Genomic DNA, 25062 nt, shown 5'->3' on the forward strand with positions numbered 1-25062 from the left:
CTTCCCATGAAACGTCTGAAGTAAACTGTAGTGTGTGCAGATTAACTTAATTAGCACAGAAAGTATGGATCAACATTTTATTCGGACAGTATCACAGTTAAGTTGGTTCCGTGATACGATAGAAAGAAAACTTCTTGGGAGGTCGAGTACATGAAAAATCGACAAGAAAAACACGTCCTAATATACGGGGACATTTTCGTAGACTATATCGCAACAGATGAAACGAACACCAAATTCTCTACATTTCTCGGCGGAGCAACAATCAATGTAGCGGCGGGTGTCTCTCGCCTAGGTACAAAGTCTTCATTAATCACCGTAATCGGAAAAGACGAGGACTCGGTATTTGCGGAAAATGAGCTACGTCAAGAAGGTGTGGATATAACGTTTGCTGTCCGTTCTCCAGAGAAGAAAGTCAATCGTGTCTATGTACATTTGACTCCTGACTGCGATCGAGTATTTGTAAAATATATAGATGACACGCCTGACCTTCAAGTCCAACCGAGTGATTTACAAGAACAAGCTTTCCAACACGCTTCAATTTTACATATATGCTCCGGTACGATGTTCCAGCCAACAGCTTTGGCAACGACGATGAGAGCTGTCGAATTAGCAAAAGAACACAATGTATATCTCTCGATAGATCCTAATATACGTCCGTTACGTTGGGAAAGCGAGGAGAAATGTCGAGATACAATCCTTTCATTTTTAGATCAAACGGACTTGCTTAAACTAACCGAAGAAGAACTCATGTTTCTTATGCAAGAATCGAGTATAGAAAAAGCACTAGAGCGACTGTCCGTCTATAATATTCCTGTTATCATGCTGACGATGGGCGAGGCAGGAACTCTTGCCGTCATTGAAGGAGCACAACATCATGTAGCGGTTGAGCCAATTGATCCCGTAGATACAACAGGGGCTGGTGATGCTTTCTTGGCGGGCGTCCTTCGCGGTCTTCATTTAAATGGCAAGCCAGAATCGCTCGAAGAAATGCTTGCACATATCGAGTTCGGCAATCAAATGGGGGCGCTATGCGCAATGAAAGTCGGCGCGCTTTCCGCGATGCCGCATGCGGATGAACTAGAGTGATGTTGCGATTTAGATTTTGACCTAATACTCACTCATGGCCGATCAGCGCTCAATGTGCCTGCTAATTCGCTCAATCGTAGCCACCGAGCGCTCTATGTGTCCGCTTATTCGCTCAATCATTGTCCGCAAGCGCTCTATAACCTCATTCATCCGCTCTATCACATCCCCTGGGCGCTCTAAAAAGATAAATGAGGAACATAATAAACACATTAAAAAAGCAATGGAGAAAAAACATAGCCAAATAGAATAAAAAAATGTACACAGTGCGCTGTGTACATTTTTTTATTCTTTTAGGAGCCATATCTAATAGTACAAATATCATCTACATCAATCATCTGGACTTCTGAATCACCAAATGGCTGAAAGTGGACTGTACGAATTTTTCTGTCGAATTGTAAGTAGTATCCGTTATGTTGTACATCCTTTGAATCCTTCAGTGTAATTTCAACGGGTGCGCCCATTGTCAAATCAACAAGTATATGAATAATTTTCTTTTCATCATAACATCGTGCTTTTCTTCTCGGAATATAGGGCACGTCATAATCATGGTGTGGTCTGAACCTTTTAGATGACATGTTTTTATGCACCTCCTTCTCTCTTTAGCGTATGTAGAAATTGGTTAGAGAACTGTGCCGCTTCATTGGATATATGCAATAAGAATGAATTGGTGTATATATTGAAAGAAAAAATACTAAAAGTCATATTTGCAACGTCGGTAGGGATAGTTGAACTAGAGTAAATTGAAGTGTGTCTTTTGTATTAGTCCATATAATATAATTGAGAGATAAAAGTCATTCGAATTCATTGGGGAATGGAAGAGGGGGAACCGTATGTACTGTCCGAAATGTGGTCATAAAAATACAGAAGATGCGAACTTTTGTGGAGGCTGTGGTAAGGCGATACGAGCGGTGCGCAATACTAAACCTATTTTCGCAATGATCTTGGCATTATGGATCGGTGGGCTTAGCTATGGCTACGCGACAGATTGGAGTTTTCGCTGGCCGACAGAAACGATAGCTTCTGTTAAAACAAAATTTGTTAGTAAAGATGAAACCGAATTGAATATTAAAAAGGCGCCTACTGTTGTCAATGAAACGAAGAAGCAAGTGAAAGATAAAACAGAGCTCATTAAAGAATCGTTACCGAGTGTTTTTACCATTGGTACGGGAGACGGTTCGGGTTCAGGTTTTCTGTATAAGGCTGGTGGCTATATCGTGACGAATGCACACGTAGTGGCAGGCTATACCGACGTGACGGTGAAGAATTCTGTGGGTAAAGATTTTAACGGTACTGTCATTGGAATTTCTGATCGTTATGATATCGCGCTGATCAAATCAGAAGCGAATAAACATGTGAAACCATTTGTGACCGAAATGAAAGAGACTCCTATCGGTACGGAAGTTATTGCACTAGGGAGCCCAAAAGGTCTTGAGAACACCGCGTCTATTGGGTATTTGACCGGTTTAAATCGGGACATGGAAATGGATTTCATTTATGAAAAAATTTATCAGATTGATGCACAAATTGATCACGGCAGTAGCGGCGGCCCGTTGCTAGATGCAACTACGGGTAAAGTGATTGGCATTAATTCCTTACTCTATAAAGACAATACCGTATTCGGGTTTTCTATTCCGATGCATAGTATGCAAAAGCAGGTTGACGACTGGATTGACGAGCCAATGAGCAATAAAGCGGTGGCTGCGTTATTCAACGTCTATGATGATTATGTGCCGGAGTCGTATCAAAATTCGGATGATACTTCGTTTGACTATGAGGACTATGGTGGCTATGACGACTCTGAAGAGGAAGACTATAATTACGAAGAAGAGCCAGAAACAGAAGAGTATGGGGATGATACGGAAGTAGCGGATGAAAAGGTAGAGTATTTCATTCATGATTTCAGGAATCAATATGAAGCGGCTATCGACCATAACGATTATGATTATATTGCGCCCTATATTGCAACTGGAAGTTCGGCAGAGAATGAGCTGATAGAATTCCTAAATGAGCTATCCGTGAAAAATGAGTTTTATGAATTTATTGATACGTCCGTGACTGATGTGATCTATACTAATCAATCGATTGAAGTGTACACGTATGAAACAGTGAATTTCACGAAAGAAGATGGAACGGTACAGTTTTTGGAAAAGAAGAAGTTGTATACAGTGGTGAATGATGAGTATGGTAATTATCAAATTCAACAGATTTCGAATCAATAATAAGTTGTTGCAATGTCCGAGTTGAGGCACTGCAACGACTTTTTTGTATTATTGGAAGCAGAATATGCCATGAATTCTACAGGCTTGAATGGTAGTAAAATATGCTATAATTTTCCTAGAGTAGGAGGCGATCTTTCATGGAGCATAAAAATTCAGAGCGTTTTCTCATTGCATTTAACCGAATTGATAAATCGTTGATGAAGATTACAGATTTGCCGAACCATTTTTCATTCTCAAAGAAGATTGATAGAGCAAAAACACAACATGCTTTGGTTTCTCATTATGAAGAGGATCTACGGGAGTTTGGCAGTTTACGTAATGCCATTGTGCATAATCGGACGGGGTTTGATTATGCTATAGCAGAGCCCCATGATGAAATTGTAAAACTGATTGAGAGTATAGATGAAAAATTAGCCAATCCGTTAACGGTCAAAGATTTATTTTCCGGCAAAGTACATATTGTGCAAGCGGATGAATCACTCGCCACCGGTCTGCGTTTAGTGAGAGAATGGAAGATCAATCAATTGCCTATTTACAAAAAGGGTCGATTTATCGGATTAATTACCGCAGATGGCATTATGAATTGGCTGGCCGATCAGGAAACAGATTGCATTTCCCGGGAAATACCGGCATTATTAGACATATATAATCACGAGAAAAGAAGAAAAACCTATCGTTTCGTCAAAAGTTCCATGTCGGTGTATGATGCAGAAGGTTTTTTTAGAAAGTCCATTGCTTCGGGGAAACGACTCGAAGCACTGCTCATCACCGAACAAGGCGGTAAAGATGAGAAACTACTTGGCATCATTACGCCATTGGATTTACTGAAAATAGATGAATGAAGAGTTTAGAAAAGGTGAAATGGATGGATAGTGAACAGAATAAATTATTGTATGAGCCTGCGATTCATTTTCACAATGTGTCGTTTGAAGTAAGGGACACGAAGATTCTCGATGCGATAACCGGATCATTCCCTACAAATCAAATCACCGTATTGGTCGGTCCTTCTGGTGCTGGGAAAACGACGTTATTGAAAATGTGTAACGGTCTGCTGAGTCCTACTACTGGAGAAATTACAGTACAAGGGCAGGCAATTCATGAAATGTCACCAATCGATCTACGTCGAAAAGCGGGTATGGTGTTACAAAATTCACCAATGATCACCGGAAGTGTCTATGATAATTTGGCCCTGCCACTACGTTTACAAGGCAAGAAGTTGAGTAAAGAAAAAGCGTTAGATATTTTAGATCAAGTGGGTCTTGAAGGTGAGTATCTCGAACGTGACAGCCAGTACTTGTCGGGTGGTCAGCAGCAGAAAGTATCGATTGCAAGAACATTATTGAATCAGTCGAAGATTTTATTGATGGATGAAATTACATCCGCGCTAGATCCGTCTTCATTGAATGAAGTGGAAGATTTGATTCGTACACTGCATGAAAAGCATGCCATCACGGTCATCTGGATCACGCATAATTTGGAACAGGCGAGAAGAATGGGGCAATATGCATGGATTATGGTGGACGGGAAGTTAGTGGATGCCGGCGAAATATCTGTACTTGATGATTCAGATATCCCTTCGGTCAATCGCTTTTTGAAAGGGGACTTTTCATGAGTACCACTGCCTTATTCCTAACACTGATATTTGTGTTGATACCGTTAGTACTCTCCAAAACGCTTGGATTGCAGTTGGAGAAAGATACTATTATCGCAACGATTCGTTCAACTGTGCAATTAGTGGCGGTCGGCTTCGTATTAAAGTTTGTCTTTGATTCAGAAAGTTATTTGTTCATCTTTTTGATGGTAGTCTTGATGATCGGCGCGGCCGTGCAAAATGCGCGTAAAAAAGGAGAAGGTATTAAAGGAATCACATGGAAGCTGATTGTGACTTTTGTGTTGCTAGAAGTGTTGACGCAAAGCATCTTACTTGGATTCAAGATTGTCCCGGCTACTGCACAATATATTATTTCATTGACCGGTATGGTGATCGGAAACTCGATGGTACTTGCGATTTTATTCCTCAATCGTTTCGTGGCGGAAGTGGAAGCGCATCGACCAGAAAGTGAACTGATTTTGTCACTTGGCGGCACACCAAAACAAGCGATACATAAGCAATTGATCCGCTCGATTCAGGCAAGTATGATTCCGACAATTGAAAGCCAAAAGACGATCGGACTGGTGCAATTGCCCGGTATGATGAGCGGTCAAATCATCGCAGGGGCCGATCCTTTAGAGGCTGTTCAATTTCAAATCTTAGTCATATTTTTATTACTGACAACTGCTGCATTAACGAGTGTTTGTTTAGGTTTACTCTCCTATCCAACATTGTTCAATGAACGCATGCAAATGCTACAACGACAAGAGCACTCGAAGTAACTACTTTTCGAGTGCTTTTTAAAGTAATACAAGCCGAAATTTTGTACGACTCGTAACAGTAATATTACGGAGAATCCACGGAACCATCTTGGTATAAGACAAGCTTAGCTATTCGAAAATCGACGTCACTGCAAAAAGCCTGCTACAAAGGAGCGAGGCTTTTTTGTCGTTCAAGAACTTTAGAGGTTCCGATGATGAGTCACTCATTATATGTAGACGTAACCATCATTGTTTTAAATATCCAGCCACTAGTACAAAGTATTCATTCTTGTAAATCTATTTGACAATGATTCTCATTATCGACTATGATGATACTTATTGAGAGACATTCTCATTGCGTTCAAGAAAAATGAAGTTGGTTAAAAAGTTAGCGGGTGGGAAACATCATCTTCCTCTTAACGAGTGGCAGTTTACCCATAGTTGCAGCTGTCTTAAGCCTGATGATTGGCTGGTTTCTTCCTACATACAGTAAATTTGAGATGGGATCTTCGCTTTCCACGTGTGTTAGTCGGAGTTAGTCTTGTAATCACTGGTGTGTTAGTACGAGGTAATTCATTACGGTGGCTAGCACAAACTTGTCGCTGGCATTCCGATTGTGATCTATGCAGTGGAATAGGCCTCCACTGTATAGATGGCTTTCGGTAACCCGTTAGCACACAGTACATTGCGTAAACACTTGAAAGCAAACTGTACACGTCTACTTATTGGAAATTAGCGTACAAAAGCCCGCCATTGCTTTGCCACGCTAATTCCCAAACGCAACCCTCCCTTTACTTGCGGACATTCACGACATTCCAGCAGGGTTGCTTTCAAGCTGTTTCATTTGGCTGCTTTCATTATTGAGGGCAGTTTTTTTGTGTTGAAATGTGATGAAGGTAGACTGTGTTGTTGGGTAAGCGCTTTATTGGTCGTATGATTCGCTCAATGTCAGGCGTGAAGCGCTCTATCATTCGAGTGCTCCGCTCAATGTCACAGTCGTGAAGCGCTCTATCATTCGAGTTCTCCGCTCAATGTCAGTCGTGAAGCGCTCTATCACTCGAGTTCTCCGCTCAATACCAGTTGTGAAGCGCTCTATCAATCGTGAACTCCGCTCAATGCCAGTCAAGATGCGCTCAATCATTCGATTAATCCGCACTATCCAAACAAAAAAAACCGCCACTTCACAAAGAAGTAACGGGTTCTCACTCAACTTAAAATAACAAATGCGCAATTCCGGCAATGATTGGTAAGGCAATGAGTGTACGCAACAAGAAAATGATCAGTAAGTCAAAAATATTCAATGGAATTTTAGTACCTAAGATCAAGCCACCGACTTCGGACATGTAAATTAGCTGAATTACGGAAACTGCCGCAATCGTAAATAGTGTAATAGGCGATGTAATGACGCCTTCCGCTAAAATAACAGGCAAGAACATGTCTGCGAATCCGACGACCATCGTCTGTGCGGCTTCTGCAGCCTCGGGAATCTGCAAGAAATTCAAGATGTATTCGAACGGCTTACCTAGAATACGGAATATACTCGTATACTCAGCCATTACTAAAGCAACCGTCCCGAAAGCCATAACGACTGGCGCGACGCCGAACCACATATCAAGCACGTTCTGCATTCCTGCGCGAACTGTCTTCACAACAGAGCGTTGTTTTGAAGCTGTATCAAGGGCGCTAGTAAGCCCCAGTTTGAAGACGCTTGTTCCAGCGGGCAGTTTTTCGTCCTCTTCGGAATATTCACGATCATCAATATACGTATTCTTAATAGAACGTAATGGATAAATTCTTGGCATAATTAAGGCAAGAATCACTCCTGTGAACAGAACCGTCGCATAAAATGGTAAGAAGTAATTTCCAAGTCCGACTTTGTCAATAATAACAAGCGTAAATGTAATCGACACAACAGAGAATGTAGTCGAAATAATCGCTGCTTCACGCTGTGTATAGTGGCCATCCTCGTATTGTTTACTTGTAAGTAAGACACCAATTGTTCCGTCTCCAATCCATGAAGCCAGTGCATCAATGGAAGAACGTCCAGGTAATTTAAATAAAGGTCGCATAACCTTTACCATTAACGTACCGAAGAATTCGAGCAATCCGAAGTTCAGTAATAAAGGAAGCAGTAGACCGGCGAAGAAGAAGATACTGAACAAGAAGGAAACGAGTCCATCACCTGCAAGTAGCAATCCACCTGTATTCTCGCTCCAAATCGCTTCAGGACCTAATTTATAGACGACCATGATGGCGAAGATTGCCCCTATAATTCGGGTAATCGTCCAAAACGGTGTAACTTTGAATAAGTTTGTAAAGAATGAAGGTCTGTTTGGATCTTTTTTAACAAATAGATAGAGTATAGATCCGAGTGCAGACACAATGATCAAGCACATCATAAGTTGTGGAATAATCGGTTCCAATGAGCCTGACAATAAATCCGCCAATTTCGCAATCGGTACTTTCCAACCCGCTGCAAAAGGTAGTGGAATCATGAATAATATAACTCCGAGTATAGACGGGATTAAGAATACTAGCCAAGTGCTAGCCGTATATTTTTTCAAGGTATTTCTCTCCTTGCACATAATCTAGTTGATGTATATTTATTCATTATACTGTTTAACGGGTCGATGTAAATACTTTAGCACAAAGTGTAACTTTTCAGTCAGCAAGCAGTCTATATGGAAATGGGATATGTAACGGCATATGGTCGGTAAAATACTATGTAGGATTACAGTAATCGGTAGCGCAAAGATGGATTTGATGGCACAAGCGGACAAGTTTCCTTTACGAAGTGAGATGGTTAGGGGAAAGAACTTTCAGACGGCATCTGGTAACAAATCAAACTGTAGCCTGTGCTAGACTTGACCATAAAGTGCAGCCGATCGGCACGGCAGGCGCAGGAGATAAATTTAACGGAGCGCTCGCTGGTCGACTGCTTCAGAACTAGTAAAAGAGGTAGAAAATCTTGCGGATAGAATTGGGAAGAAATCCTTTTGTATCAGGTCTGATTGGCACTCATCTGTCACCATTGACAGGTATTACTAAAAATCTAACCGTTCTCCCTTTAAATTTTTGAACAAAAGGCGTATGCTATGGCAATAGAATGGATTACAAGGAAAAATGGAGGTAGATGTTGATGGTTTTTGGAGAGAATATAAAGGTCCGTAAACGCATCTTGCAGTTGATTGATGGCTTAACAGATGAGGAATTTAACGGAACACCATCGCATGGCGGCTGGTCACCCAAACAAATTGTAGAACATTTAGCATTAATGGAATGTCGAGTTGCTACAAACATCGCCCAAGAATTGAAAAATCCTGAGAGTTTACGTGTCTTCAAAAAACCGATCAGTGTATCGGCTAGTCCTTTAGTAAAGGCATATTTCATGGAATATACACAACCAACCGATATGCATCTTTCCATTCCAGAGATTAAAGAGAAGTTGCATGCATCCAGAAATTATTTACTGGATATCTATGAATCTGCCACTATTACAGAACTTCGCTGTAAATCACTAAAGCATCCGATTTTTGGAAATGTACCGTTAATTCAATGGTTCCGTTTCGTAGGATTCCACGAAAAACGTCATCTACGACAGCTGAAACGTACAGTAGAGCAAGTGAAGTCGGCTCGCGTACCGCTAGTTTCAACGTCTAAATAATAAAAAGAGAACTTGTTGCCTCCTAGGGCACAAGTTCTTTTCTCATTTTACTTTGAATCAGCTATACTTTACTTAACCGTGAAGGAGGAGATGGAATGAATCGATACCGTTTTGATACCCCTGAAAAGCTGCGTGCATTGCTTTGTGAACTAGTAAGTTGGGATAGTCGTACGTTAACGGAAGGAGAGCGTTTCTTTTCCTGGAAGCTACAAAATAAGTTGAGCGAACTGGAATACTTCACTGAGAATGCTGATAATATTACACTTCATGATGCGGGTCTCGGGCGGCAAGTCGTGCATGCCCTTTATGAACATCCTGATGCCACAGATACGATTGTGTTGATCAGTCATTTTGATACTGTACAAACGGATGAATACGGAGCACTTGAACCACTTGCATTTCATCCGGAAGAGCTGACTAAGAAGTTGCTAGAAAATAAAGATATGTTGCCTGAAGCTGCGCGCCTTGACTTGGAATCAGGAAAATATCTATTCGGCCGAGGTACGATGGATATGAAGATGGGGTTGGCTTTACATATACAGTTGATCGAACGAGCAAGTATGGAGAATTGGCCTATTAATTTATTATTGTGTACAGTACCGGACGAAGAAGTGAACTCAGCGGGGATGCGTGCTGCCGTAAAGGAACTTGTACGCCTGCAAGAACAAGAAGGGCATCGCTTTAAGTTATTCTTGAACGGAGAGCCTTCATTTTCACAAGGACCTGCGGATACGAAAGAATATATTTACTCCGGGACAATCGGAAAGATTATGCCAGCCGCATTATTTTATGGAAAAGAAACGCATGTAGGTGAACCTTTAAAAGGGATTACTGCAGATTATATAGCGTCTTTTTTGACACAAAAGATGGAATGGAATCCTCTATTCCTTGAAATAGAGCAGAACGAATCAACACCTCTTCCCGTCACATTGCACCAAAAAGATTTGAAAATCCAGTACTCTACACAAACACCACAGCGAGCAGCAGCGTTATATAATGTCTTCTTATTCAAGCGGACAGCTGCTGAAATCATGAATATATTTGAACAAGTGGCGAATGAAGCGATGGCACTTTGTACTGAACATTATAAAGCGGTGTGTGCACGTGAATCGGCAGTGCCTCTAGGAGATATTCGTGTACTGCGTTTTGAAGAGTTATTAACATACGCTGAAGATCAGTTAGGAAAAAATGAAGTAAACAGATTGAAACAGGAAGTGCTGTTGCAAGAAGAATGGGATGACCGTGAGCAATGCATACGTATTGTCGATACGCTCATGATGGCGTGTCAGGAATTAGGTCCAGCGACCGTCCTATTCTATGCGCCACCTTATTACCCGGCTGTTAACTCGTCTGACGATCCCCTTGTGAAGGAATCGATTGCGTTTGTGCAAGAGCGTGCGCAAGTATTTGATTTAACAATTGAACAAGTACATTATTTCAATGGAATTTGCGATTTGAGTTATGTGCATTATAAGGATGAAGAGGATCATTGGAAGGCGTTCGCAGAGAATACGCCAGTCTATGGTGCGACGTATTCGATTCCGTTTGAAGATATGCGCAAGCTAACTGCACCGGTGTTGAATGTGGGTCCGTTTGGTAAGGATGCGCATCAAAAGACGGAGCGGCTGCATATCGATAGTGCGTTCAGGGAAATGCCAGTGTTGTTGGAGCAGTTGGTGAAGAAACTCGCGGGCATGAATCAAACGAAGTCTAGATGAGGTTTCAAACAATTTGGGTCTAATGGGTAGAAGTGTTGGACCGGCGTTCGACGTAGTTTGGATACTAGAATTTGAAAGTGTCGAACTCTTGACACGCATTGGTGCGTGGCCCTACCCGAATGAAAATCAACGTATTGATAGTACTGATAACGAATTTTAGGCAAAGCAATAGGCATAGACAGGCTAACATCCTGTCTGTAGCTTCTTGCGAAAGTCATCTACCTGAGTCGAAGTGCGACCAATGAACTCTCCACTTAAAATGGCTCGCAAAACAACCTCCCCATGTTACACCCCACTCACTTTCATTAACCATCAAACACCACCATACATAGTACGCAAACGTGCATGTTTTCAACTTGCTTGAATTTCAGCTATACTAAGAGTAGAAGCAATTTAAGAATAGGATGTGCCAGGATGAGTCATTTAGTGGTAGAAAAATTAACTAAAACAGTTGGAGAAAAAACACTTTTTAAAGATGTAGCATTTAATTTAAAAAGTGGAGATAAGATCGGTTTGATTGGGATTAACGGTACGGGAAAATCTACGTTACTCTCCATAATTTCGGGGCAGGGAAGTGCGGATACGGTGACAATGGATCATCCGAATAAGTTCCGTGTGGCATACTTGCCTCAAGAACCGATTGTCAATCCGGACTTAACCGTGATGGAAGCAGTATTCGAAAGTGATGCACCTGTTATCCGTACAAATCTACATTACGAGCATGCATTGCAACTACTAACCGAAGATCCTTTAAATGAAGAGTATCAGGAACGTTACTCATTCTATCAAAATGAAATGGATTCAACGGGCGGCTGGGATTTGAATGCATTAGCACGTACTATATTAATGAAGCTAGGTATCGAGACATTCGATAAGAAGATGGGCGAATTATCCGGCGGTCAACTGAAGCGTGTGGCTCTCGCTAAAGTATTAATTGAACCGGCAGATCTATTGTTGTTGGACGAGCCGACGAACCATCTGGATGTCGCATCGATTCAGTGGTTGCAAGACTTCTTACAAAATGTTCAAGGAGCAGTATTATTTGTTACACACGATCGGTACTTCTTGGATCAAGTCGCTACACATATTTACGAGTTAGCGGATAAAACACTTTATTCGCATACCGGAAATTACGCAGATTATTTGGAGTCAAAAGCACTGCGTGAAGAGATGTCAGCTGCTTCAGATCAAAAAGACCGTAATCGCTACCGTAGTGAATTGAAATGGATTCGCCGCGGTGCTAAAGCGCGTTCGACGAAACAGAAAGCGCGAATTGACCGCTTTGATGAACTTCAATCGAAAGTGAAGCAGACTGATGAGTCATTGGACTTTGAAATGGATTTACAAACGACACGTCTTGGTAAAAAAGTGTTGGAAATCAACAATATTACAAAAAGATTTGACGATAAAGTGATATTGAATGGTTTTTCTGCTATTCTACAAGCGAAAGAACGTATTGCGATTATCGGACCGAATGGTGTAGGGAAGACGACACTTCTTCAAATGCTGGATGGGACGACGATGCCGGACACCGGTGAAGTCGATATAGGCTCTACCGTAAAGATTGCACATTTCCATCAACATTTGCCACCAATGAATGAAAATCAGCGGATTATTGAGTATATTCGTGAGACATCCAATGACATTGAATCAGGAGATGGTGAGCGATTGTCTGCGACACAAATGTTGGAGAGATTCTTATTCCCTTCCTCTGCACACGGAACGCCAATCGGTAAATTATCAGGTGGGGAACGCAAACGTCTATATTTATTAAAGTTATTAATGGAACAGCCGAATGTTTTGCTGCTGGATGAGCCGACGAATGACTTGGATCTTGAAACGTTATCCGTTTTGGAGTCGTTCATTGATACGTTCGCTGGAGTAGTCGTGACGATTTCCCACGACCGTTTCTTCTTGGATCGAATCTCACGTAAGCTATGGATACTAGATGGTTCGGGAGAAATCGATGTACGTCTTGGTTTGTATTCAGATTATCTTGAAGAAAAGAGTACAAAAGACGTGAAGCCCCAAGCTAAAGTTGCGGTTGTTGCTCCGGCTCCAGAAGTTAAAGAACCTAAAAAGAAAATGACATACGCGGAAAAACTTCAGTGGGAAACCATTGAAACGGATATAGAAGGAATAGAAGAAAAAATAGCCGCGGTACAACAAAAAATGACGATTACGGGCTCAGACTATGATCAGCTTCGTCAACTGGATGAAGAACTCGTAACGCTGAATCAACAATACGAAGAACTGGTCGAGCGCTGGTCTTATTTACAGGAATTAGCCGATTAATTATATTGGAGGAGATTGTTCTTGAAAATCAAATCGATTGAACCGACACCGAGTCCAAATTCCATGAAAATTATTTTAGATACCCCTTTGCCCGATGGAGTAAGCCATAACTATAAGAAGAAAGATGAGGCACAGGCACCTGAGCCGGTTCGTTCTCTTTTGGCTATACAAGGAATTAAAGGAATCTATCACGTATTAGATTTTATGGCAGTAGAGAGAATTGGAAATGTTGCGTGGGAATCCATCCTGGCCGAAGTACGTTCCGTTTTAAATGAAGACGGCGAATCGCTTGAACAAGCTGAAGAACAGAAGATAGACGAGCATTTCGGTGAAGTCTACGTTCATGTACAGACGTATAAAGAGATCCCGCTGCAAGTGAAAGTGTTCAATAGTGATGAGGAATCACGGTTTGGATTAAGTGAACGTTTCATCCAAGCGATGGAAACCGTTCACCATTCTGAAGTGGAAAACTATATCTTACTGCGAAAATGGGTAGATTACGGAATTCGTTACGGAGAATTGCAGGAAGTGGGCGAGCAAGTTGTACAAGAACTTGAAGCCGCGTATCCTGAAGCACGCTTGCAGGAGCTTGTGGAAAAAGCGGAGAAGGCAGACGGAGAAGCAAAAGTTCGTGGAGAGAAAGTGACTTTGGCGGAATTTACTGTTCCAGAATGGGAAACGCGCTTTCGCTTATTGGATCAAATGCCAGATCCCGACGTTTCGGATTATCCAGTACTTACGCTGGCACTTGAAGATGAGAAGATGTCCATCCGCAGATTGGCTACAGTTTACCTCGGTATGATTGAAGATGAAACAGTCATTCCGTTTATCGAAAAAGCACTCGAAGATAAAAGTTGGGCGGTTCGTCGTACAGCCGCAGACTGTATGAGTGACCTTGGCTATGTTGGTTTCGAATCAGCTGCTATCCGTTTACTACAAGATAAGAACAAGTTGGTTCGTTGGCGTGCCGCAATGTTCCTCTATGAATCCGGAACAGAACGAGCATTACCCGCACTGCACGAAGCAGAAAACGATAATGAATTTGAAGTGAAACTGCAAGTCCGTATGGCGATCGCTAGAATTGAAGAAGGCGAAGAGGCAAAAGGCTCCATTTGGCGTCAAATGACCGAAAGAACTAACTAATTTATTCAAGTCCACCGAGAGACGTTAAAAGTCTCGAATCCTAAACCTTGTCTACCCGACAAGGTTTTTTATATGACTTTCAGATAAAAAGGTATACTTTTAGTAAGGACTAAAGGTATAATAATGATCTGATCATAATTTACTAGGAGGGCACATGAAGTGAAGAAGTCTGCAAGTATTGCGATGAAACTCTCAGGACTAATTATCGCATTATTTTTATCACTATTTTTGGTATACTCAGTTGTTACCAGTTTCATGTTACATAAGCAAAGCATTAAAGATGCTGAGGAATTTGCGTTGGAAAGTGCAAATAAAAATTCACTTGTTCTTAGTGCGAAATTCAATGAAACAAATGATATGTTACGCACAACAAGTCACATATTGGAAACATTACAAGCGACAGGTGATATGAAACCGGAGGAAATTATTCGGATCATCAAAAACAATTTGAAGAAAAATGAGGATGCTACCGGGATGGCAGCGGTAATCAATCAGTCCGCATTCGCTGAAGGGGAAGTCATACCAAAGAACTTGCTAGATGAAAATCAGCAATTCATTCCTTATGTCTTTAAACAAGACAATACTACGGATGTAGAACCATTAAGTGGAATGGATGATTCTACAGCGAATAGTTGGTATACCGTTCCAAAAAATGAAGCACGTGCGATATTAACAGAACCTTACCCGTACGAAACAAATGGTAAAACAATTCTTATGACTACTATTTCCGTTCCAATGGTCGATGCATCAGGAAATTATTTTGGTTTGTTAACCACAGATATATCAATAGATTTCTTGACTGATATGGTGAAGACGATTCAACCAAAAGGCGGCTATGCTTCTATTATTACAGACGCTGGATATATTACGGCGAACAGTCTAAAGCCTGAACTAAACAATAGCAATATGGCAGATGCAATCGATTGGAATGCTGCTAAAGTAAATATTGATCAAGGTGAATTGGCAAGTATGTATGTAGATTCTCAGAGTCTAGGTGAACAAGCATTTAATGCATTCTCTCCAATCAACTTAAAAGGAATCGATGAGAGATGGTCAGTACAAACTGTTACACCGAAATCTGAGATTTTGGATACATTCACCGCTATTTTGTGGATTACAATTGTATCTGCAATCGTGATTATGTTACTGATGTCAAGCGCCTCCACGATTTTCATTTATCGACTGTTGAAACCGTTGAAAACCTTACAGCAATCCATGCAAACCGCTGCTGCAGGAGACTTGACGATGATGGTAGATGAACAGAAAATCCGTCACGATGAGATAGGATTAGTAACACTTGCTTATAACGATATGTTGCGTCAGACGAATGCGGCGTTACAAACCGTGCAACTGTCTTCGAGTCAGTTGAGCGATTCATCCTCGCAAGTCACACATGCCTTCGAAGAGCTAGTAGCTGCGAATCAGGAAGTATCAGTAGCGACGGATGAAATTGCACAAGGCGCTTCTAAACAATCCGAAGATACGGAAATAACGAGCCTACGAATTTCTGATTTAGCAGACCGTATGGATCATATCCACACGATGTTCATGACAATGAATCAGTTGTCTACAGACGCTTCTAATTCTGCTGAAAGTGGAATGTCAGAAGTGAAAAAGCTACGTGTTCATAACACAACAGCAAATGAAATGAATAAAAAAGTACAGCTTCAAATACAAACATTGACTACTAAAATATCATCTATTAATCAAGTCATTGAAACATTGCATGGTATTACTGCAAGCACGAATCTTCTAGCGCTTAATGCAAGCATTGAAGCGGCTCGAGCGGGTGAAAGTGGTAAAGGATTTGCGGTTGTTGCGAATGAAGTACGTCAGCTAGCAGAACAGTCCCGCAGAGAAACTGAAGTAATTCAAGAAACCGTGAAAGAAATCTTGTCAGAATCACAGCAGACAGTTGATGTCATTGAATTGAACATGAAATCAATGGACGGTCAAAATCAGTCCGTTACAGATACGGAAGAATCATTCGTACAGAACGCGGACATCATTGATCAAATTCGCCAATCCATCACGGAGCTATCCGAGAAGCTTGCCGAAATGATGGAATATAAAGATGAAGCCATTCTAGCCATCCAAAACGTTTCTGCCATTTCGGAGCAGACGGCTGCCTCTTCTGAACAAGTGAGTGCATCGGCTGCCGCACAACAGAGTGAATTGGAACAAGTAGCAGATTCTACAAATCAAGTGAATGAGATCGCTGGGGAATTGCGAAGTGTAGTCGATCGATTCAAATTATCATAATTCAATCGTGTAATCAGCAGAAGTGGCGTAGGCCACTTCCGCTTTTTTGGATTGAAAGCATTATTCTATTTGGAGTCTGTTTTACGCAGTACAGTTTATGATGTGAAAGTGTCTGCAGTTCTTTTTGCTATGGAAACGTGAGTGAATATGCAATGACTTACGTAAACCATCCACCAACCCCTCGCTAGGAAATGAATGTCACGATGTGGTCCCGATATTCAAAACCGTCAACTCCTCACTATTCTTTAACAACTCAATAAACACTTGCAATGCCTTCGTTTGAAACGGCGAGTTCGTCACGATAGAGAAATGCCGCTTGAATGGCGTTCCTTTCACCGATAGCGTCGTCAAATCACCATAACGTAATTCCTTTTGTATCGCCCACTGTGACAGCAAGCTAACGCCAAGCCCCGCTTCGACAGATTCCTTAATCGGTTGCGTACTGCTGAATTGCATAATGCGCTTTGGATAAAATCCAGACTGGGAAAAGAATAATTCTGCAGCTTCCCGTGTACCTGAACCTTCTTCGCGTAATAGCCAGATTTCATCTTCTAATGCAGTGATCGACTGCCGCCCTTTTTTCTGAGTTAGTGGATGATTGCTAGGCGTGACGATGTACATTTCATCTTCTGCAAAGTCTTCATTTTGAAGCGGTGCAGCTTCCTTGAAATGTCCTTCGATCAAACCGATGTCGAGTTGGTGAGTAATGACTAACTCCGCGATGTCTGCTGTATTTCCAATGGTGACTTGTGGTTCAATCGCCGGATAGTCTGCGACAAGTTTAGACAGAATATGAGGCAAGACGTATTCACCGAAAGTATAGCTGGCTCCAATGGCGAGAGAACCGCTAGCTTTATGGGCTAAATCATCTACTAAATTTTGCATTTTGGAATACAAGCCCGCAATTTCTTTTGCGTGATGATAGACAATTTCCCCAGCTTGGTTAAGTCGTACATATTTATTCGTCCGCTCGAGCAATCGTACACCAATGGATTCTTCGAATGAACGAATATATTGACTGACAGCAGGTTGTGTCATATGCAGTTCTTCTGCTGCTCTAGAGAAGTTCTTTTGCTCGGCTACCTCAATGAATACTTGCAGTTGTTGATCGATAGGGAGGCATCTCCTTTCCGTGTATATAGATTTACTTATCATAGCTATTATAAATAGTTATTTCACTTATAGCCAGCTGTTTTCTATACTATTACTAGGGAGGTGTCATCATGATTTGTTCGAATATGACTCCAGAACAGCACGCACCACAACATCCATCTAAATGGAAATCATGGACCAGTGGAATAGCTTTTACATTTTTCATTGCATTTTTAGGTTATTTATTAGCAAAAGTACCAGGTTTCAATCATATAGGACAACTGGCCTGCGCAATCATAATCGCAGTGGCATACCGTCAATTTTTTGGCTATCCTGAAATGATTCGAAGTGGAATTGCCTTCTCATCCAAGCGTTTACTTCGCACGGCAATTATTTTATACGGTTTGAAATTAAATATAGATACCGTCTTAAGCGATGGGCTTGGTTTACTCGCTCGAGATGTAGGTGTGATCATTTTCGCGATATTCATGACCATTTGGCTCGCTAAAGTATTTAAAGCAGATAAAAACATCTCCCTGCTTTTAGGTGTCGGGACAGGAGTCTGCGGTGCAGCGGCCATTGCAGCAGTGGCACCGATTATTAAAGCAAAAGATGAAGACACTGCAATAGGTGTAGGAATCATCGCATTAATGGGTACAGTGTTTGCGATTGGCTACACGATTTTACGCCCCATTCTTCCACTCGATTCAATCGAGTACGGAATGTGGGCAGGAATCAGTCTACATGAAGTTGCGCACGTGGCTTTGGCGGGTGCACCGGCTGGAGAAGATGGCTTAGCGATTGCCTTATTGGCTAAACTTGGCCGAGTATTCCTATTGGTGCCACTATGCTTCATCTTCATTGCTATCATGAAACGTAAGCATACAGACGAAACGGGCGCTAAAATTGAATTTCCCTGGTTCCTCGTCGGCTTTATCATTCTAAGTATTTTAGGAAGCTATGTGTTCGGTCACTCCATTCCTGTCTCGGATCACGTAATGGAGGGCGTCTTTACACTGACGACATGGTTACTAACAGCAGCCATGGTTGGACTCGGCCTAAACGTCAGTCTACGAGATGTAAAAGACCGCGCGATGCGTCCACTTGCCGCCATGACTGTCACATCCATACTATTATCCGTCATCGCCTATTTCATTATTTAATACACCATACCGATAAAAAGTCAGTCTACGAGTAACTATCTCGTAGGCTGGCTTTTTTGTAGTGAATTCTATCCATAACTGGCAATCAATAAAAATTCCATAAAACGCGACTGAACTAGTTGACTTTATTTAGTCTACCCCCTAAACTATTAATTATTGGTTTAGGGGGTGGACTACTTTGAGAAATCAGCTTCAAGAAGCGGTAGAACTATTTGAAGAAGTCATGATCTACGGTACAGAGCATGTTGTGAAAAACTTGGACGTTCCTATATGGAAGGATTACTCACCAGAACAAATCCACGTACTAAAAATACTATCTGCTTACGGGCAGCTATCCAGTGGACAACTGGCGGAGATTCAAGGCGTACATAAAAGTGCCATTTCGAGTCGTCTTAAAAAGCTAGTCGAAAAAGATCTTGTACAGTCTGAAAAAGACGTGAATGATCAGCGGATGAATCGAATATCACTAACCGAAAAAGGTCGTGAAGTACTATCCATTTCAAATGCTGCAATAAATGAAAGCGTTGAAAACTTGTTGAAAGATCAAATCGATGAACAGGAGCTTGAACAATTCATTAAGACATTCCGTAAACTGAAATCGATTTTAGTCACAAAGGAGAGATAAGGCGTGAAAACGATACTGAAATTTAAATGGCCTATTGCGATCGGTATTGTCATACTGACGGCTGTTTTATTTATACTAGCACCTGATTTGGCAAAGCAGGCGGAAAAAGCAGGTTCTTTCCAATTGCTAGATTCGGCAGATTCCCAGAAGGCTGCAAAAATGTTAGAAGATGCGGGACAAGCGGATGAAACCATTTCGCTCGTCTATGACCTCGATAAACCGGCAGATAAAGCAAAAAAACAGGAAATTTCTGCAACTGCCAAAGAAATCCGGGATGCCAGCAAGATTGTAACGGATGTTCTAGATCCGTTTGAAAGTGAAGAAATGAAAGATCAGCTCGTTTCTAAAGATCAAAAAACTGTATTGCTCCCCATCATGGTAGACGGTACAGATGATGAAATCATTCAGTTGGCTGAAAAAATAAAAAAAGATATCGTATCTAAAGAAGATACAGTGTATATGACGGGCGAAGTAATTATCAATCATGACGTAAATGAAAGTGCGCAAGAAGGACTGAAAAAGACAGAAATTATTACGGTCGTATTGATCTTTGCTTTATTGCTCATTGTTTTCCGTTCGATTGTCACACCATTCGTTCCGTTAGTCGCGGTAGGAATCGCTTATTTATTAAGTCAGTCATTCGTAGCGTTCTTCATCGACTGGTTTGGGTTCCCAGTTTCGAACTATACCCAAATATTTTTAGTCGCGATTTTATTCGGTCTTGGAACAGATTATTGTATTCTGTTATTAAGTCGGTATAAAGAAGAATTACTAGCCGGACATGAAGTGGAAGAAGCAATTATCAACACGTATAAAACAGCTGGACGCACTCTATTCATCAGTGCACTTGCGGTATTTATCGGCTTCGCAGCCATCGGATTTGCAGACTTCCCGATATTTAAATCGGCAGTCGCAGTAGCGGTAGGGATTGCGGTGTTGATGTTCGTTCTATTCACTGTCGTACCGCCGTTGATGTCCATTTTACAAGACAAATTATTCTGGCCTGCAAAAGGAGCGGCTTCGCATAAAGATAGTAAATTGTGGATTGCATTCAGTAAATTATCCGTTATGCGCCCATTACTTTCCATGGCCATCGTAGCCATCATCACGATTCCGCTATTATTGACATATGATAATGATCTATCATTCAATACGGTAGATGAAATTGATGGTAGTAAAGAGTCTGTCAAGGGATTACATCTTATTTCGGATGCTTTTGGTGAAGGGGATTCACTGCCTGTACAAGTATTGTTAAAGAAAGATTCTCCAATCGTTAAAGAAGGGGATATTACCTATTTAGAAGCGATTGCCCGAGATTTGGAGAAAGTAGAAGGCGTCAAAAGTGTTCGTACCGTTACACGACCGACTGGTGAGTTATTGGAAGACTTGTATGTAGATCATCAAATCGGTTTGATGGCAGACGGCTTGAAACAAGCGAATGATGGTATACAGGAAATTCGTTTAGGATTGGCGACAGTGCAGTATAATTTACGCGACGCGGCTAATCAATTGCCTTCTGGCGGCACGGGTGGTGGCCTTATCCAAGCTGCAAACGGTATTGAGCAGATCAATGGTCAGCTAGCGCAAATTTCTGGCGGCCTCCAACAAGGTCTTCCTGCCGCACAAGCAGCTGGAGGGTTGGATGCGCTAGGTAAAGAATTGGATAAGATTAGTAAAGGCATTGCGGGAGCTGGATCTCAGATCAACCAAAGTGGTTCGCAAATCGGACAATTAAAAGGTGGTTTGAAACAGCTGGGTAGCGGTGTCAAAGCTTCCAAAGACGGTTTGGCTGAAGTGACGACAGGTCTTCAAGAAATTGCGGATATGCTCGACGATATGGCGGATACGAAAAGTGTGCGCGACACGGGTTTATTCATTCCTAAAGGAACACTTGATAGTGAGGAATTTGCACCAGTCATGAAGCGCTATACATTCGACGGTGAAAAAGGAATTTTGATGGAAGTGATCTTGAAGGAAAATCCTTATTCACGTGAAGCCATTTCAACGGTGAAAGATATTAAAGATACTGTGAAGCGCTCGGTCATCGGTACACCATTTGAAGATGCAGATGTAGCCTTCAGCGGTATTTCGAGCATGAACTCGGACTTGAATGATATTTCATCCGCTGACTTTACACGTACAGTAACCGTTATGTTAATAGGGTTATTCATCATTCTCTTCGTCTTATTCCGTTCAGCTATCATGCCATTGTATATGATCGGTTCATTATTGCTGACATATTACACAGCGATATCTATCACGGAATTGATCTTCGTCAATGGTCTTGGTTATGACGGAATCAGTTGGGCAGTTCCATTCTTCGGATTTATCATGTTGATTGCGCTTGGCGTAGATTACTCCATTTTCTTACTCGATCGTTTCCGCGAAGAGAGTATTGGCGGTATGAAGGTCAGGGAAGCATTGATGCATTCTATGGCGAAGATGGGTACTGTTATTATTACGGCAGCTGTCATTTTGGCAGGGACATTCGGTGCTATGATGCCTTCAGGCGTCTTGAGCCTCATGCAGATCGCAACGATTGTGATTTCGGGATTACTGCTCTATGGTTTAATTATTTTGCCATTGTTAATTCCAGCCATTACGATCTCGTTCGGACGCGGTGTTTGGTGGCCGTTTAGAGGATAAAGGAAAGGTGCTCAGCTACTGACTGAGCACCTTTTTTGTCTATGTTTATAGGACCAGTCTCACAGGGTAAAGATAGTAAAAAACGAATAGATAGGGGGTTGCTGCTAATGAAGTTACATACGGGGTCATTATATTGGGAGTCGACTTTTACAAAAGAAGGTTTTGCAGAAGTGAAACGTCAAGATCTATATGATGTCGCAATAGTAGGTGGCGGAATGTCGGGTGCGCTGACTTCATACGTATTGGCGAATGAAGGGTATTCAATCGTGTTGATTGAACAAGGAGAAGTAGGTGGGGGGAGTACTGCTGCAAATACTGGTTTACTACAGTTCTCCAATGATATTATGCTGCATGAATTAATGGAGCAAATTGGCGAAGAGAAAGCTGTGGAATTTTATCGGACGTGTAAAGAAGCAATGATCCATTTGCAAGACGTTGCGGAACATGCACCCTTTGATGTCCATTTCCACACACGTGAAAGTTTATATTATGCCAGCACTGAAGAAGATGTAGTGAGATTGCGTAAAGAGTTTGAGGTGTTACAAAAGTATGGTTTTCCGGTAGAGTTTTGGGAGCTTGAAGATATTAAAGCGCATTTTCTGTTTTCGCGACCTGCCGCTATCGTGACGGCGGGGGATGCAGAAGTGAATCCTTTGCGTTTGTGTATGGGCGCGATACAGTATGCATATGAAAAGGGCATGGATATTTTTGAACATACCGAAGTACTCGGAATTCTAGATACAGAAGAACGTGTATTCATTCAAACGACGAACGGAGAATTTCAGGCAAAATCCGTCGTGGTCACTACTGGTTATGCACCAACTCCGGATATGGTGATTCCTCAAAAAGACTTAAAAGTTACATATGCAATCGCAACTCAGCCAATAGAAGATTTGTCATTCTGGCACGATCGTATGATGATTTGGGAAACCAAACGTCCTTACTTGTATATGCGATTGACGGATGAAAATCGCATCGTGGCAGGTGGCTTGGATCAAAACATGGATACAATACCGAGCTCACAAGAAGACATCGATAAGAAATTCAAGCAATTAAAACAGGAATTGCAAGAGCTGTTTCCTAATCAAAAATTCCATTTTGAGTATGAGTGGACAGCGTTGTTTGGAGAATCGACGGATGAGTTACCAGTCATTGGCCGCCATCCATTTGAACGGAATATTTATTATTTGATTGGTCTTGGCGGGAACGGAACGGTCTACAGTATGTTGGGGGCGTATTTATTACGTGATGAATTAGCAGGTACGTCGAATCCTAATGAATCTATACTAGAAATAGAACGTTAAACAACAGGTACGAAAGTTTTTAGTTGCTTATAGCATGTATGAATAGAAATAGGCTGTCGAGGAAATCATTCACATGACGTTCCGCGACAGCCTATTTTTTCATGATGGTGCTAATAACGATATGGAATGATCAGAGATTTTACAACGTAATAACGCCCATAGCCATTGTAATGAGGAATAAGACGATACTGAACCCCCACATGATAACGAATGAGTAGCGAATATGCTTGCCCATCTCTAATCCTGCAAGTCCCAATGCCAGCCAAAGTGCAGGCGAGAAGGGGCTAACGAATGTACCTATAATATTTCCAACGATTAATGCATAGGCGATGGAAACGGATGGAACACCGAAACCGGAGACGACTTGCTCTACAATCGGCAGTAATGCGAAGTAATACGCATCCGTACTTTACAATAGATCGAACGGAACCCCGAATAGGCCGATAATGATGTGCAAATACGGTACGATGATGGCCGGCAATACTTTTACTAAATCGGTCGCTATCGAATCTAGCATATTGGTCCCATTCAAAATACCGAGGAACGAACCAGCTGCTAGAATGATTGCCGCCATGAGTAGAGCATTTGGTGCGTGCGCTTTAATACGGTCCATCTGTTCATTCACAGAGCGATAATTTAATGGAAGTGCGATACTGAATCCGACCATGAAGATAAAGCCTGCAGGTACTTTTCCCCAAACGAGTAAGCCGATGACGGTTACGGCAATAATCACGTTAATCCATAACATTTTTGGACGGAGGAGGGAAGTGCCTTCTGATTCTACTTTTCGTTCTTCCACTTCTCCTAGTTCATCCAATTTGTCATCAAAATCCCCACTAGCTACTTTCTTAGCGATAACTCGCTTTTCACGTAATCCGAGAATGAACGCAACGGCAATTAATAGTAGGAGACCGATGATTTGAATTTTAATAAGTGGTCGCCATAATTCCGTAACATCGACACCGAGTACAGCTGCTGCCCGTCCAAGCGGGCCGCCCCATGGAACCATGTTGACGATACTTGCTGAGATACCGACAAGTAGTAGCAGTAAATAAGGATTCATTTTCAACCTTTTATAGAGCGGTAAAAGCGCAGGGATCGTAATGAGGAATGTGGAGGCGCCAGAGCCGTCTAACTGTGCAATAGCAGCGATTACCACCGTCGCCATAGCAACAGCAATTACATTTCCTCGTGAAATTTTAATCATCGTATTAATTAGCGGGTTGAATACACCTGCATCTTGCATAACACCAAAGAATAAAATCGCAAAGATGAACATAATCACAACGCTAATGACAGACTCAATTCCGCTGTTGAAAAATTCTCCGACTTCCTTGAAGTTGAATCCAGCGAAAAATGCACCGAAGATCGGAACGATGACCAACCCAACAATGGGTGTGATCCGGCCACTGATTAATAATGCGACGATAATAAAGATCGTTAGTATTCCAATAATACTTAACATAGCGATTTCCCTCCAATGGATAAAATGG

At 41.7% G+C, this 25062-nt stretch carries 17 protein-coding genes and 1 pseudogene; 14 read left to right on the plus strand and 4 right to left on the minus strand.

Annotated features, from left to right (window positions below; genetic code table 11):
- Window positions 1-150 precede the first annotated feature (150 nt).
- Complete coding sequence (locus tag CSV77_RS06125; protein ID WP_099672718.1) at window positions 151-1086, plus strand: carbohydrate kinase family protein; 936 nt, start codon at window positions 151-153, stop codon at window positions 1084-1086.
- 290 nt (window positions 1087-1376) lie between these two features.
- On the opposite strand, the gene CSV77_RS06130 is transcribed toward CSV77_RS06125, so the two are convergent.
- A complete protein-coding gene (locus CSV77_RS06130; protein WP_099637427.1) occupies window positions 1377-1661 on the minus strand; it encodes a hypothetical protein in 285 nt (94 codons plus the stop codon).
- Window positions 1662-1916: 255 nt separating this feature from the next.
- On the opposite strand from CSV77_RS06130, the gene CSV77_RS06135 reads away from it, so the two are divergent.
- From CSV77_RS06135 to CSV77_RS06150, 4 genes are all read left to right on the plus strand, one after another.
- Complete coding sequence (locus CSV77_RS06135) at window positions 1917-3305, plus strand: trypsin-like peptidase domain-containing protein (protein ID WP_099672719.1); 1389 nt, start codon at window positions 1917-1919, stop codon at window positions 3303-3305.
- Window positions 3306-3442: 137 nt separating this feature from the next.
- Window positions 3443-4147: a CBS domain-containing protein gene (locus CSV77_RS06140; RefSeq protein ID WP_099672720.1), complete on the plus strand. Its 705-nt coding sequence runs from the start codon at window positions 3443-3445 to the stop codon at window positions 4145-4147.
- 23 nt (window positions 4148-4170) lie between these two features.
- The gene (locus tag CSV77_RS06145) at window positions 4171-4917 is read left to right on the plus strand and encodes an ABC transporter ATP-binding protein (RefSeq protein WP_099632220.1); all 747 of its coding nucleotides are present in this window, start codon (window positions 4171-4173) and stop codon (window positions 4915-4917) included.
- On the plus strand, window positions 4914-5678 hold the full coding sequence (locus CSV77_RS06150) for an ABC transporter permease (protein ID WP_099632219.1): 765 nt from the start codon (window positions 4914-4916) through the stop codon (window positions 5676-5678). The genes CSV77_RS06145 and CSV77_RS06150 overlap by 4 nt, the downstream gene beginning before the upstream one ends.
- Window positions 5679-6868: 1190 nt before the next feature.
- On the opposite strand, the gene CSV77_RS06155 is transcribed toward CSV77_RS06150, so the two are convergent.
- Window positions 6869-8221, minus strand: coding sequence for a YjiH family protein (locus CSV77_RS06155; protein ID WP_099672721.1), 1353 nt, complete (start codon window positions 8219-8221; stop codon window positions 6869-6871).
- A gap of 575 nt (window positions 8222-8796) precedes the next feature.
- Between CSV77_RS06155 and CSV77_RS06160 the strand changes: the two genes are divergently transcribed.
- The 5 genes from CSV77_RS06160 to CSV77_RS06180 all read left to right on the plus strand — a co-directional run bounded on the left by CSV77_RS06160 (window position 8797) and on the right by CSV77_RS06180 (window position 16739).
- Window positions 8797-9321 carry a DinB family protein gene (locus tag CSV77_RS06160; RefSeq protein WP_099632217.1) on the plus strand — a complete coding sequence of 175 codons (525 nt, stop codon included), beginning with the start codon at window positions 8797-8799 and terminating at the stop codon, window positions 9319-9321.
- 95 nt (window positions 9322-9416) lie between these two features.
- Window positions 9417-11039, plus strand: a complete 1623-nt coding sequence (locus CSV77_RS06165; RefSeq protein ID WP_099672722.1) for a M20/M25/M40 family metallo-hydrolase — start codon at window positions 9417-9419, stop codon at window positions 11037-11039.
- Window positions 11040-11453: 414 nt separating this feature from the next.
- Window positions 11454-13334, plus strand: a complete 1881-nt coding sequence (locus tag CSV77_RS06170) for an ABC-F family ATP-binding cassette domain-containing protein (RefSeq protein WP_099672723.1) — start codon at window positions 11454-11456, stop codon at window positions 13332-13334.
- 21 nt (window positions 13335-13355) lie between these two features.
- Window positions 13356-14477, plus strand: coding sequence for a virulence factor (locus CSV77_RS06175; protein WP_099672724.1), 1122 nt, complete (start codon window positions 13356-13358; stop codon window positions 14475-14477).
- Window positions 14478-14636: 159 nt separating this feature from the next.
- Window positions 14637-16739 carry a methyl-accepting chemotaxis protein gene (locus CSV77_RS06180; protein WP_099672725.1) on the plus strand — a complete coding sequence of 701 codons (2103 nt, stop codon included), beginning with the start codon at window positions 14637-14639 and terminating at the stop codon, window positions 16737-16739.
- Window positions 16740-16937: 198 nt separating this feature from the next.
- Here CSV77_RS06180 and CSV77_RS06185 read toward each other — a convergent pair whose 3' ends face one another.
- Window positions 16938-17852 (minus strand): LysR family transcriptional regulator, encoded by a 915-nt coding sequence (locus tag CSV77_RS06185; RefSeq protein WP_099672805.1) that lies wholly within the window; start codon window positions 17850-17852, stop codon window positions 16938-16940.
- Window positions 17853-17977: 125 nt separating this feature from the next.
- Between CSV77_RS06185 and CSV77_RS06190 the strand changes: the two genes are divergently transcribed.
- The 4 genes from CSV77_RS06190 (at window position 17978) to CSV77_RS06205 (ending at window position 23569) form a co-directional block, all read left to right on the plus strand.
- Complete coding sequence (locus CSV77_RS06190) at window positions 17978-18994, plus strand: YeiH family protein (RefSeq protein ID WP_099672806.1); 1017 nt, start codon at window positions 17978-17980, stop codon at window positions 18992-18994.
- A gap of 178 nt (window positions 18995-19172) precedes the next feature.
- Window positions 19173-19619, plus strand: a complete 447-nt coding sequence (locus CSV77_RS06195) for a MarR family winged helix-turn-helix transcriptional regulator (RefSeq protein ID WP_099672726.1) — start codon at window positions 19173-19175, stop codon at window positions 19617-19619.
- Window positions 19620-19622: 3 nt separating this feature from the next.
- A complete protein-coding gene (locus tag CSV77_RS06200; protein WP_099672727.1) occupies window positions 19623-22265 on the plus strand; it encodes an MMPL family transporter in 2643 nt (880 codons plus the stop codon).
- A gap of 107 nt (window positions 22266-22372) precedes the next feature.
- Window positions 22373-23569 (plus strand): NAD(P)/FAD-dependent oxidoreductase, encoded by a 1197-nt coding sequence (locus tag CSV77_RS06205; RefSeq protein ID WP_099672728.1) that lies wholly within the window; start codon window positions 22373-22375, stop codon window positions 23567-23569.
- 139 nt (window positions 23570-23708) lie between these two features.
- On the opposite strand, the pseudogene CSV77_RS06210 reads toward CSV77_RS06205, so the two are convergent.
- Window positions 23709-25034: pseudogene (locus CSV77_RS06210) on the minus strand (CitMHS family transporter).
- Window positions 25035-25062 lie beyond the last annotated feature (28 nt).

Source organism: Sporosarcina sp. P16b, from assembly GCF_002743065.1.
Taxonomy (GTDB): domain Bacteria; phylum Bacillota; class Bacilli; order Bacillales_A; family Planococcaceae; genus Sporosarcina.